Annotated in this window: 12 protein-coding genes; 2 read left to right on the top strand and 10 right to left on the bottom strand. The window is 50.5% G+C overall.

Going from position 1 to position 12,086, the window contains the following annotated elements; all coding sequences use genetic code 11:
- Positions 1–16 precede the first annotated feature (16 nt).
- The 3 genes from lepB to HFP08_RS15905 form a co-directional block, all read right to left on the bottom strand.
- A complete protein-coding gene (lepB, locus tag HFP08_RS15915) occupies positions 17–556 on the bottom strand; it encodes a signal peptidase I (protein WP_168121582.1) in 540 nt (179 codons plus the stop codon).
- Positions 556–1,110 carry a DUF402 domain-containing protein gene (locus HFP08_RS15910; RefSeq protein WP_168121581.1) on the bottom strand — a complete coding sequence of 185 codons (555 nt, stop codon included), beginning with the start codon at positions 1,108–1,110 and terminating at the stop codon, positions 556–558. Before HFP08_RS15910 ends, lepB begins: the two co-directional genes overlap by 1 nt.
- 267 nt (positions 1,111–1,377) lie before the next feature.
- A complete protein-coding gene (locus HFP08_RS15905; RefSeq protein ID WP_168121580.1) occupies positions 1,378–1,803 on the bottom strand; it encodes a GNAT family N-acetyltransferase in 426 nt (141 codons plus the stop codon).
- Positions 1,804–2,185: 382 nt separating this feature from the next.
- Here HFP08_RS15905 and HFP08_RS15900 point away from each other — a divergent pair, with 382 nt between their 5' ends.
- Both HFP08_RS15900 and HFP08_RS15895 read left to right on the top strand, forming a co-directional pair.
- Entirely contained in the window at positions 2,186–2,797 is a 612-nt protein-coding gene (locus tag HFP08_RS15900; protein WP_168121579.1) for a superoxide dismutase, read from the top strand.
- Positions 2,798–3,048: 251 nt separating this feature from the next.
- Positions 3,049–3,669 (top strand): hypothetical protein, encoded by a 621-nt coding sequence (locus HFP08_RS15895; RefSeq protein WP_168121578.1) that lies wholly within the window; start codon positions 3,049–3,051, stop codon positions 3,667–3,669.
- A 55-nt stretch (positions 3,670–3,724) separates the two neighbouring features.
- Here the strand turns inward: HFP08_RS15895 and HFP08_RS15890 are convergent, their stop codons facing one another.
- The 7 genes from HFP08_RS15890 to HFP08_RS15860 form a co-directional block, all read right to left on the bottom strand.
- Positions 3,725–4,837, bottom strand: coding sequence for a S1C family serine protease (locus HFP08_RS15890; RefSeq protein ID WP_168121577.1), 1,113 nt, complete (start codon positions 4,835–4,837; stop codon positions 3,725–3,727).
- Between the two features lie 15 nt (positions 4,838–4,852).
- Positions 4,853–6,025 (bottom strand): FxLYD domain-containing protein, encoded by a 1,173-nt coding sequence (locus HFP08_RS15885; RefSeq protein WP_168121576.1) that lies wholly within the window; start codon positions 6,023–6,025, stop codon positions 4,853–4,855.
- A 427-nt stretch (positions 6,026–6,452) separates the two neighbouring features.
- On the bottom strand, positions 6,453–8,117 hold the full coding sequence (locus tag HFP08_RS15880) for a ribulokinase (RefSeq protein WP_168121575.1): 1,665 nt from the start codon (positions 8,115–8,117) through the stop codon (positions 6,453–6,455).
- Positions 8,118–8,130: 13 nt separating this feature from the next.
- Positions 8,131–8,826 carry an L-ribulose-5-phosphate 4-epimerase gene (araD, locus tag HFP08_RS15875; RefSeq protein ID WP_168121574.1) on the bottom strand — a complete coding sequence of 232 codons (696 nt, stop codon included), beginning with the start codon at positions 8,824–8,826 and terminating at the stop codon, positions 8,131–8,133.
- A 132-nt stretch (positions 8,827–8,958) separates the two neighbouring features.
- The gene (locus HFP08_RS15870; protein WP_168121573.1) at positions 8,959–10,086 is read right to left on the bottom strand and encodes a GntR family transcriptional regulator; all 1,128 of its coding nucleotides are present in this window, start codon (positions 10,084–10,086) and stop codon (positions 8,959–8,961) included.
- Between the two features lie 196 nt (positions 10,087–10,282).
- A complete protein-coding gene (locus HFP08_RS15865) occupies positions 10,283–11,077 on the bottom strand; it encodes a TIGR00266 family protein (protein ID WP_168121572.1) in 795 nt (264 codons plus the stop codon).
- Between the two features lie 29 nt (positions 11,078–11,106).
- The gene (locus HFP08_RS15860; protein ID WP_168121571.1) at positions 11,107–12,030 is read right to left on the bottom strand and encodes an Rpn family recombination-promoting nuclease/putative transposase; all 924 of its coding nucleotides are present in this window, start codon (positions 12,028–12,030) and stop codon (positions 11,107–11,109) included.
- Positions 12,031–12,086 lie beyond the last annotated feature (56 nt).

Here is a 12,086-nt window from a genome sequence, read left to right as displayed (position 1 = left end):
CCTCCCTCCTGCATGCCTATAGCACGCTAATCTGCTTGTATGGCCATAGAATGAAATCCGCTCTGCCGACGATGAGCCGCTTCGGAACCGCGTGGAACACTCTGCTGTCCAGACTTGCATGCGCATGCCTGTTGTCGCCCATAACGAAATAACAATTGTTCTGCACGACAACCGGCCCGAAATTCAAATCCTCGATTGGCGAATCCGTATAAGTCTCCTTCATTGGATCTCCGTTTCGATACAGCTTTCCTCCCGAAATTTCGATGCGGTCACCCGGCAAGCCGACTACCCGCTTCACCAAAAATTTCTTTTTTGCGGCAGAGGTTGTTTCTTCCGGGTATGGATCCTCAAGAATAACTATATCACCAAGCTTCGGATTGCCCAGCTTGTAAGCTAATTTGTTCACGAACAGCCAATCGTTCTCGATCAGCGTCGGCTCCATGGAGCGACCTTCTACTGTGGACAGATTAAAGACAAAAAAGTGAAGAATCACAACTATAATGACAGCAATTGTAATGGTCTTGATCCAATCCCATAATTCCGCGCGAAACCTCATTATTCATCCTCTCCGAACTCAGCCAGCCATTCATTGTAGTATTTGAGCGCCGATTCATCATGAAATGGTTCCCTGGCCGTCTCCAGTCTTTCGAGCAGGGCATGCAACCCGCCGCGCACCTTGTCCTGGACATGCCTTGGATAATGATAGAGCTGCCTGTGCTGCTCATATTCATCCTGATCCACAATATACCGATTGCCGTCGACCGTCCGAATCACATCCAGATCATAGTCGATATAGGTCAGCACATTGCAGTGATAATACAGCGGCGATGCGACATTGCAATAATAGCGCACTCCTCCGGTTTCAAGCAGCGCTACCACATTGAACCATTGTCCTGGAATAAAATACGAAACGGCAGGGACTCTGCTGATCCATTGCTTGCCGTCCGATTCCTGTATTGGCGTTTGCTTATTGATAAGAACAATCATGGACTCCTTTTTGTGCGCTTCCTTCATTCTCGACTGCGGGATCTTCCAATTCTGCTGCCACTGCCGGTGCAGATGACCGTCATGCTTAAAGCTCTTGATCACGCATTCCTCATAATGTTCCATATCTGGCTGTACCCCTTGTTTCCTGACTTGCTTGCTCAACATCTATTGTAATAAAGCTTAACCATTTTATTAGGATTAGAAAACCGTTTAAAATAAGAAAAGCATACCTGATCGCCAATTGCAATGACGATTAGACATGCCCTAGTTCATTATAATTGTCGCTTGTCTATTTAACATATAGGAAAGTATATAAATTTGCTCACACTTTCTCTATATGTTGCGAGAAACGCTGATGTCCTTTGATAAGGACAACGAAGTCGTTTCTTCTTAGCCGGTCACAATACTGAGCTTCTGGAAAGCTCGAAAGAAATCAGTCGCCGCATAGCCCATCGATTCGTACAAAGGCAGCACCGGTTCGTTATGCTCGTCAGCGGTAATGAGAATCTTGCTTACGTTGCGGGCCTGAAACCGTTGACGCAGAGCGGACACCAGCTCCTTGCCCACGCCTTTGCGCTGATGATCGGGAGCGACAGCAATGCGATAATAATATCCCTTATTGTTGTCAATTGTTCCGATAATCATGCCTACGATTTCATGTGCGTGATTGACAGCGACGATAACGAGATCGCTGTCCCATGACAATTGCCTGGCAAATGCTTGCATCGTTTGCTCATAGCATTCCTCGGTAAGAACTTCCTCTAATAATGCAGTTAATGGCTGGTAGTCTGCTAACTGAAAGGAACGAACGTTCATACAATCTACACCTTCTATACTTGTCATAGTCTAGTACTTTTATAAAATACGACGAAAATCCCCGAAATCCTCCTTTAATCTTTACATTTCTTTTAAAAAAGTCATAAAATCGTCTATTTTCTCATGAAAGCGCTTATTTTTAAGCGCTTTCATTATTTTTTCGCTATTTTATGCCGCTCAGATGTCCTCCCGGAGAGGTGTTATTTCTTTTTCTTTTCGTTTTGAATAAAGAAACGCAATTTGTGTTACCTTACCCAATGGCGGTCCAATTGAAACGATTTTGGATGCTTGACTTTTTCAACACAAATGTTGATTTATTCGCCGCAATAGGAGATAATGGACATGTTCTACAATCTACATACATTTTAGGAGGTAATGAATAATGGCTTTTCAACTACCAGCACTCCCTTATGCAAACAATGCACTTGAACCGCACATCGACGCAACAACGATGGAGATACACCACGGACGCCACCACAATGCATACGTTACCAATCTGAACGCGGCTCTAGAGTCCGCTCCAGAGCTTCAAAGCAAATCCATCGAAGAATTAATCGGCGATCTGGCAAGCGTGCCTGAATCGATCCGCACCGCGGTTCGCAACAACGGCGGCGGCCACGCTAACCATAGCTTGTTCTGGGAAACGATTGGCCCGAACGCTGGCGGCGCTCCTACAGGCGCGCTTGCAGCGGCAATCGAAAGCGAGCTTGGCGGCTTCGAAACCTTCAAAGCCGACTTTGCGAAAGCAGCCGCTACTCGTTTCGGCAGCGGCTGGGCATTCCTGGCAGTTGCTGACGGCAAACTCAAAGTATACAGCCTGCCAAACCAAGACAGCCCGATCATGGAAGGCGAAACGCCAATTCTTGGTCTCGATGTTTGGGAGCATGCGTACTATCTGAACTATCAGAACAAACGTCCTGACTACATCGCTGCGTTCTGGAACGTTGTGAACTGGGGCGAAGTCGGCAAACGCTACGAAGCTGCCGTTAAGTAATTAACATTGCTGCATTGCCGCAGCTTTACACGCAAGGTCCTCGTTGTCATGACGGGGGCCTTTTTGTCTATTCTGCAGCGTCGATACGAAAAAAATTCAAGCTTATCACCTCTCTTAAACGCGGGTTCCGGCACTGCTGTTCTATCTCCGGCCGCCTTCCCGCTATCTCACCAATTAGGCGAAAGCCGCATAGTATAGAGCGAGATTAATCCAAGCGTTTCGCATTAGCGCAAAGGAGATTGAGCCCTATCATGACGAGATTGTACAATTATTACCCGCCTCGGTCAGGCAATCCTTGCGGCTGCGGCGGGACAGCGTCGTCTTCATTAACGAGACAAAGACTGTCTCCTTCGGTTTACGACAGCAGGCCAAGCCACGGCGGCGGGTCGGGGCACGGCGGTCCAACGCCTGGACACGGCGGCGGGCCGGGGCATGGACCCTACCCGCCCGGACATGGCGGCGGGCCGGGGTATGGGCCTTACCCGCCCGGACACGGGCCTTACCATCCCGGTTGGCCTTATGCGCCATTTTTCGGACCATATTCAACGCTGCCTGTACCGATTCCGATTCCCATCCCGGGCCCTCCGGTTCAGCAGGGCTATGTTACCGTTTCCATCAATGGCGGAAGCCTGCATCCTGGAATTACCAATGCCTATACCGTCAATTATCAGCCTGGATTGAACGTCTATCAAGCGCTGGCATCGACTGGCGTTGTTCAAATCGCCCCTAACGGCACAATACTCTCCGTGAGCGGTGTTCCAGTCGCCGGAGGCGTCGGCTACCGTATTCGACTGAACGGCAATATCATCGCTTCGTGGCAGCTTAATCAGCCTCTGCAGCCAGGCGATACGGTCAGCCTCGAATTGGTCTAATCCTATCGAGAGGAAGGCGGCACTGCTCAATGCGTGCCGCCTTCCCAATTCCCGATCAGGTGCCGATAACCTTGCCCTTGCCGGACATAATTTTGAGCTGATCATTCTCGTAGCCGACCTTGTAAATCACTTGATATTTGCTAAGTACATATTGTCCGTTCTTCCGTTCGTCGACGGATATAATGGCCGTTACCGTTGCTTCCTCATCATTGCTCGCAGAGTGAATGCTATCGATTACGACATTCCGCGTCATGATATAGCCTTCGCGGAATTTCACGTAGCTTGTTCCATCCTTCCAGGAGCCTCCAAGCAACGAATACGCATACACATAATCGCCATTGTTCAGGCTGTCATAGAAATGAGTAACCAAATATTCGCCGAGCACATCCAAAGACTCTTCCTTGGTCTCCACATCACTATCCTCATCGAGAGACAAGCCGGGAAGCATCGTCATCGGCTCCTTCGACCAGCCTTCGGCAATCGACAGCACATTCGAAATCGGAATGCTGAATCCGATTACGCCGTCATCAAGTCCCGCCGAATTAATGCCAAGCACTGACCCGGTCTTAAGGTCGACCAGCGGTCCCCCGCTGTTGCCAGGCGCTATCGATGCGGAAATTTGGTACAAATCGCTGTAGGTATAGGGTTCGATCTGAAAATTCCTTCCAACACCGCTTATGATGCCGGTAGTAACCGTGTTCTGGAAGCCAAGGGGGCTGCCTACCGCAAGCACATCGTCTCCCACTTCAGCGCGCTCATATCGGACGAGCGGCAGCGGTTCTTCGCCTGCAAGCTCATCGACTCGGACAACAGCCACATCCGTATCCGTGCTAATGCCGATTACCTCCCCTTGAAGCTCCCGGGCGTCCGATGTTTTCACAAGCACATGACGAACACCAGCCACAACATGGGCGTTCGTGATCAAATCCCCTTGCTGGTTGTAGAGAAAGCCGGAGCCTTGCGTGCCGTCTTCCGTTTCAATCATGACTACATGCTTCTGCGTTTCGAATATGACATCCTTAAGCGACTTCTTCTTCTCGCCTACCGCCAGAAGGGGGCCTCCCTTCAACTGCTTCGGCACATTCTGATGAATAGCGAAGATTGCGGCAGTTCCGCCAGCCAGGATTAGGAGGGAGAGAATAAGGCCTGTCCATCTGCGTTTGTTCAATTCGTCGTTCCTCCCTTAATCCAAATACCATTTGGCATGCCCCACCTCTATGACGACATTCTCGGAATAGACCCCATAGATCGTCGCTGTGAAGGACATCTCTTCGCCGGGCTCGATATAATTCGGCGTAACCGTCGCCGTTCCGCTCTCCAGCAATTCTCCGCTGGCATTCGCTACCTTATATTCGACGGTGACATCATAGATGGGTCTTGTAGCAACGCTTTTCATCGTTCCGGTAATGGTAAGATCGCCGAATTCGTCCAACGTCTTGTCAGTTCCTATCACTTCAACGGCATCTGTCTGATTAATCAAATCCTCTTCCGCAGCCGACTTCATCGCTTGTTCGATGCGTTGCTGCTCTGAAGCCTCATAATCGGCTTGCTGTTCCTTGACACGACTTTGCATCTCCAGCAATTGTTCGTCCTGCTTCACCCACACCAGCGCCCTTCTGATTGAGGACAGCGCATCATTGTAATTTCTCTTGCCAAGATAACCGTCCACTTGCCTGGTTGTCAGTTCGCGGATACCTTGGATGATTTGCTCTCTAAGAGCCGAAGCTTCGTCGCCCATAATGCCATTCACCACATTCAACATATCCGTATACTGCTTTAGCGTGGTGAGATGCGGCACTTCGCTCGTCATCTGCATAATCGTCAGCTTCATATCAAGATCCTCCAGCCGCTGACGCTGCTTCGTATAAGCAGGCTCCTTATGGCCGTTGAATTCGGATTTCAGATGGTTGAGACCTCTCTCTGCCTCCTCCAACGAGCCCAGGCTTAACCGGCTCTCTACGTCATTCAACAATCGATTCAGCTCTGACACATGCTGCACCACTTCTTCATCCGCATGCAGAGATTCGAATTCAGGACGCAGCTCGTCGGCTTCGGCAAGCGTATCCAGCGCGCTCTGATATTTGCCCGCAAGAGTGAAAGCCTTCGCTTCCGTCTGAAGCTTCAGCACTCTCTCGTTAATATTCCTCTCATGACGATAGTACGTCCACACCGATGCAGCAACGATAATTGCCAGACTCATTAATCCGAATGAAAGCAGCCAGCTATTATTCGGACGCATTGTCTCAACATGATGGTCAGAGTGCATGCGCTCCACGCCGGCAGCGTTCTCCCCTTGCTCGATCCCCGCGCCAAGTCCGCTTGCTTCAGGGTTGAACCCAGTCCAATCAATGGACACAGAATCCCCGCTACCCGCTAATGGAGAATCTTTTTCGTTATTTATATCAATCTCTTTCCCGCCATCCTCAGGTTCATGCGCATTCGCATTCGAATAATCGGAGCGCTCCCCATCGAATGAGGAAGGAGCCCATATTGAATTATCGGCCGCGATGATCTGATGCGAATTGAGGCGTCTGCCGCATTGACTGCAGAAGTTCGCATCCTCGGGAAAGCTCCTAATGCAATGATGGCAATACAATGACTTTCATCTCCCAGCCATGCAAACTATCTCTATTGTTCTGTCTCTATTCTATACCAAACAGTAAAAAATCACCATTTCATAATTGTGGGAGATCCGCACATTTTCATCGAAAATAAAAACACAGCCTCTTTCCATCGGAGGCTGTGTTAGAAAGTAGAAAAGAATCAGCTAATCTTTCGCCGCTCTAGTGACCTTTTATAGCTTTCAACCGTTTCATCACATCATTGGCGCCGCGACCGAAATAATCATGCAACGCATTATATTCCGCGTAAAGCTTGTCATAAATCGCAACATTGGCCGGGATCGGCTTAAAGGTTTCTTCGCGCACTCGCGCCATGCTCGCCGCGGCGTCCACGACATTGTCATAGCCGCCCTTCGCGGCTCCGGCCGCGACTGCGCCGAACATGGCCGCTCCCAGCGCCGGCGTCTGCTTGGAATCGGCAATCTTGATCTCGCGGTTCGTGACGTCCGCGTAGATTTGCATGAGAAGACGATTCTTCTGCGGCAAGCCTCCGCAAGCGTACAATTCGTTAACCTCCACGCCATTGTGATGGAACGCCTCCACAATCTTGCGAGTGCCGAAGGCTGTCGCTTCCAGCAGAGCCCGATAGACTTCCCAAGGCTTAGTAAGCAGCGTCATGCCGATCATCATGCCTGTCAAGTCCGTATCCACGAGCACGGATCGGTTGCCGTTCCACCAATCGAGAGCCAGCACACCCGATTGACCGGGCTTCAGCTCCTCCGCTTTGCGTGTGAGATAGACGTGGATATTCTCGCCTGCGGCCTCCGCCTCCTTAAGCGCGTAAGCCGGGGCAGCCTCTTCGACATACCATTCGAAAATATCGCCGACAGCCGACTGTCCCGCCTCATAGCCGTAATAACCAGGGATGATACCGTCCTCTACGACGCCGCACATGCCTTCGACTTCCTTCTCTTCCTCCCCGAGCAGCATATGGCAAATCGAGGTTCCCATCGCCATCACCAGCTTGCCCGGCGTTACCACGCCAACGCCCGGAACCGCCGCGTGGGCGTCGACGTTGCCGACAGCGACGGCAATGCCTGGCGCAAGTCCGATGCGAGCGGCCATCTCGGACGTTAATTCGCCGGCCTTTGTTCCAAGCGGAACGACATCGCCTTTCAGCTTCGTTTCTGTCAGATTTTCCAGCCTTGGATCAAGAGCCTTCATAAAGGCTTTGTCCGGATAGCCGTCCGCTTTATGCCAAATCGCCTTATAGCCCGCCGTACAGCTATTTCGCACGATATTGCCCGTCATCTGTCCGACTACCCAATCCGTCGCTTCTACGAATTGATCGGCAATATCATAAATGTCAGGGGCCTCGTTCAAAATTTGCCACACCTTCGCGAGCATCCACTCGGAGGAAATCTTGCCGCCGTATCGGGCCAACCACTTCTCGCCGCGCTCCTCCGCGATCTTATTAATCAAATTCGCCTCATCCTGCGCCGCATGGTGCTTCCACAGCTTCAGCCAGCTATGCGGATTCTCCTTATACTCTTCCTGAAGACAGAGCGGCTTGCCCGCCTCATCGATAGGAAGCATCGTACATGCGGTGAAATCGATTCCGAGCCCGATCACATCCTGCGGATCCACACCCGATTCCTTCATCACGGCTGGAATGGACGTCTCCAGCACCTCAATATAATCAAGCGGATGCTGCAGAGCCCAGTCATGCTCAAGCTTGATGCCGGATTCCGGCAATTGTTCGTCAATCACATGATGACGATATGGCGTCACATGATCGGCAATCTCCGCTCCATTGCTGAGCTCAACCAATACCGCCCGTCCAGATTGCGTTCCATAGTCGACTCCGATTGCATATTTCTTGTTCACTATTGTCAGCCCCCTAATTTTGTCCGTAATAAGCGCCAGCCCCATGCTTGCGCAAATAATGCCTGTCGAGCAGATGCTGATCCATTGCCTGCACACCTGGATTCAAAGCATAGGTATGAACCGCCATCTTGGCGACCTCTTCAAGCACAACAGCGTTATGAACCGCCTCATGCGCGTCCTTGCCCCAGCAAAACGGCGCGTGGCTGTTCACGAGCACCGATGGAATGCGCATCGGATCAATGCCGCTCTTCTCGAACGTTTCTACAATGACATTCCCGGTCCCCAGCTCATAGGCTCCTTTAATTTCCGCCTCCGTCATCGCTCTGGTGCAGGGCACTTCTCCATAGAAGTAGTCCCCATGCGTCGTTCCGAGAGCCGGAATTCCTCTTCCCGCCTGAGCCCAGCTAGTCGCCCAAGGAGAATGCGTGTGAACAATGCCGCCGATTTCAGGAAAAGCTTTATAAAGCAGAACATGAGTAGCCGTATCAGAGGATGGCTTCAGCTTGCTCTCTACCGGTCTGCCCTCGAGATCGACGACGACCATATGCTCCGGCCTCAATTCGTCGTAAGGAACGCCGCTCGGCTTAATGACAGCATAGCCGGTTTCCCGATCTACCGCACTGACATTTCCCCATGTAAAGGTAACCAGTCCATATTTCGGCAAATCCATATTAGCTTCCCACACTTGCTGCTTCAATTGCTCCAACATCACTTGCAACCCCTTTCGGCTGAAGATGAACCATCTACAGCAATCCATGTTTTTCGCCTATTGGTCAGGCAACATAGCTCTATTATAAGTTGTACGTACAAGTGTGTCACGAACTTTTATTTTGCTCCATGTCTAATGCTGCAAGGGCGGGCAGACAGAATCCCGCTCCATAAGAATTGGCTCGTACACCTTATCCGCGACAGTCGTTGCGCCGCCGACTGGCTTGTCCATAAGCCCGACGAGCATTTCGACAGCATCCTCGCCCATTGCCGATTTGGGATGGGCAAGCGTAGTCAGCTTTGTCTCTGTAGCCGTAGCCAGAGTAGCATCGTCAAAGCCTACGATTGAGAGCTGTTCGGGAACCGCCAATCCGGCCAAACGCACCACATCTAGCATGCGTACGGCCAGTTCGTCATTGTAGCATACAAGGGCTGTCGGACGGTCTGCCGAAGAACGCCGCAGCAATGCGGCCAACGCTTCACCAGGCTTGCTTGCCTTCTCCTCCGTCCTGTATCTGAGCAGAAGCTGCGGCTCGATTGCGAGGCCGGCTTCGCGATGCGCGCGCACAAAGCCTCTCATTCGATGAACGCCTTGAAAATCGTCCGTCTTGAAGAAGCCCGCTATTCGGATATGTCCCATGGCAATCAAATATTGCGCCGCCCGGTATCCGCCGAGCTCGTCGTCGACCCGAAGACATGGCGCGTCCACGTCGCTGTACCGCTCGTTTAACATAATATAAGGAATATTCATCGCCTCAAGGGCGAGGAAAAAGTTGAAGTTGGGATTGCCTTCGGCGCTTCTGGTCGGCTCGATAATAAGCCCGGATAACGGTTCGCGAAGCATCGATTCCAAGCTCTGACGCTCCTTCTCCTTCTCGTTGTCCGTAGAGGCAAGCAGCAATCTTGCGCCCTTCTCCCGCACCTTCGACTCTACTCCTCTGACGATGGTCGGGAAGATATAGTCCGAGATATGTGTCGTAATCATGCCGATCGTGACGCCTCCATAACCCGAAATGCCATGGCGGCCGGCAGGCGCAGATTGCAACGCAACGAAAGTGCCTTTGCCTTGCTCGCGGTACAGCCAGCCTTCCTGCTCGAGATCGCCCAAAGCCTGGCGCACCGTCTGCCTGCTTAAGCCGAACAGCTTGCTCATCTCGTTCTCGGACGGCAATTTTTCATTCGGCTGGAACTCTCCCTTGACGATCCAGGCGAGAATTTGTTCTTTCAATTGTTTATATTTTGGCGCAGTGGGCTCCAACAATATCGCACCTCAATCTATTCGTTGTATGCGAAATAGTATAACACACCCTTACTTGTACGTACATGATACCTATTCTGCGAAGACGCAACTGATCAATTGCGGTTAGAGACAGTCGACATGAAGACGCCCCAAGCGTGAGAAGCCCGGGACGTCTATACTTCTGCAATTCTTTAAAAGCTCTATCCGGCTTTTCCGCTTAGCGGTCGCCGTCAAGCAATCTTCCGAGGCCGCCAAGCACGCTTCCCTCTCCCTGACGATTCGTAGCTGCCATTCCTCCTGCCGCGGCCATTCGATCGGCAAGTCTGCTGAACGGAAGCGTCTGCAGCCACACCTTGCCCGGCCCGCGCAGCGTGGCGAAGAATAGTCCCTCGCCGCCGAAGAACATCGTCTTCACTCCCTTCACCATCTCGATGCTGTAATCCACATCCTGCGTCATTGCGACAATACAGCCCGTATCAACGCGAATGAGCTCTCCAGGCTGCAATGTCTTCTCGCAAATGGTGCCGCCTGCATGCACGAAAGCAAGACCATCGCCCTCGAGCTTCTGCATAATAAAGCCTTCGCCGCCGAAGAAGCCCGTCCCCAGCTTGCGCTGGAATTCAATGCCGATGGAAACGCCCTTCGCCGCGCAGAGAAACGCATCCTTCTGACAGATTACTTTGCCGTCCAGATCACTTAGATCCATGGGAATGATTTTGCCAGGATACGGCGACGCGAAGGAAACGCGTTTCTTGCCCATGCCTTCATTCGTGAACACCGTCATGAACAAGCTCTCGCCTGTCAGCATCCGCTTCCCCGCTCCGAATAGCTTGCCCATGAAGCCTCCGCCTTGATTGCTGCCGTCGCCGAAGATCGTCTCCATGCGTATGCCATCCTCCATCATCATCATGCCGCCCGCTTCCGCAACGACGCTCTCCTCCGGATCCAGCTCAATCTCGACATATTGCATTTCGCTTCCCAGAATTTCATAATCAATTTCATGTGCGTTCATACCGGCAATCTCTCCCTTAATAATATCATTTATGATTGAAGTTTTTGGATCTCTGCTTCTGATAATCCCGTTGCTTTAACAATAAGGGAGACGTCCAAACCTTCTCTCAATAATTTTTTTGCTACCTCTTGAATGCCTTGTTGAATGCCTTGTTGCATGCCTTGTTGAATGCCTTGTTGAATGCCTTGCTGCATGCCTTGTTGCATGCCTTTGGCTATTCCGATTTCCATCCCGCGTTCTTCAGCCGTCTCAGCCCAGTCGCGAAGAGAGGCTTCGTCCATCATAGCCTTTTGCCTCATTTCATACATGGCTCGCGTTTCTTTGCTTTGACTGATGAAATCAAGTGTTTTCATCGCTTTTTTTAATTCCGGCATATCCATCGCCAATTCCTCCCCATTCACTTTATTCGGAAATCTCAGAAATAACAGCCATTTCGTTAAACGATCGTCTGCATTCACATCATCCCAATCAAGCTTTGGCAATTCCAAGAAATGAATTTCAATATCAGTCGTTAATATATGACCGGTACGATCCTCTCGCAGATGAAACACATTATGATATCGATCATTCGGCACAACTCTGAAATTAACAATGTTAATGGTAATCGTTTGGCGTAAATCCTTATACATCTGCCCTTCTTCCAATTGATCCGCATACATTCTGGACCAATAGAAGAGCGTTCGTTGAGCAATATCATGCTTGTCAAACAGTTGAATTTCCAAATTAATTTGTTTGTCATCATCCGTAAGAGCACGAATATCCAGAATGGAAAGCTTATCCCTCAGAGAATCTTTATCTATAAAAGTATTCACGAGAATGATCTTGGTAAGCTTTTTATGCTGGGTTTCTTTCAAAGCTTCATTCAAAAAGGCCAATAAAACATCTTTGTTTTCTTCACTGCCGAATATCTTCTTAAAAACAAAGTCGACCTTGGGATCAAGCCATTCAGACATCTCTTCATCTCCGTTTTTCAGAATATTTCTCATGCTTTGAAATGTTCCGGTGCGAA

The sequence above is a fragment of the Paenibacillus sp. HB172176 genome, assembly GCF_011947265.1.
Classification (GTDB): domain Bacteria; phylum Bacillota; class Bacilli; order Paenibacillales; family Paenibacillaceae; genus Pristimantibacillus.
The sequence above is the reverse complement of the archived record's forward strand: the minus strand, read 5'-3'. Positions and strand labels throughout refer to the sequence as shown.

What these genes read in the sequence shown, in the direction of transcription:
- HFP08_RS15895 (WP_168121578.1), top strand. Translation starts at nt 3,049, where the DNA reads ATGACGAGATTGTACAATTATTACCCGCCTCGGTCAGGCAATCCTTGC.
- araD (WP_168121574.1), bottom strand. Translation starts at nt 8,826, where the DNA reads ATGTTGGAGCAATTGAAGCAGCAAGTGTGGGAAGCTAATATGGATTTG.
- HFP08_RS15905 (WP_168121580.1), bottom strand. Translation starts at nt 1,803, where the DNA reads ATGAACGTTCGTTCCTTTCAGTTAGCAGACTACCAGCCATTAACTGCA.
- HFP08_RS15900 (WP_168121579.1), top strand. Translation starts at nt 2,186, where the DNA reads ATGGCTTTTCAACTACCAGCACTCCCTTATGCAAACAATGCACTTGAA.
- HFP08_RS15865 (WP_168121572.1), bottom strand. Translation starts at nt 11,077, where the DNA reads ATGAACGCACATGAAATTGATTATGAAATTCTGGGAAGCGAAATGCAA.
- HFP08_RS15910 (WP_168121581.1), bottom strand. Translation starts at nt 1,110, where the DNA reads ATGGAACATTATGAGGAATGCGTGATCAAGAGCTTTAAGCATGACGGT.
- HFP08_RS15860 (WP_168121571.1), bottom strand. Translation starts at nt 12,030, where the DNA reads ATGTCTGAATGGCTTGATCCCAAGGTCGACTTTGTTTTTAAGAAGATA.
- lepB (WP_168121582.1), bottom strand. Translation starts at nt 556, where the DNA reads ATGAGGTTTCGCGCGGAATTATGGGATTGGATCAAGACCATTACAATT.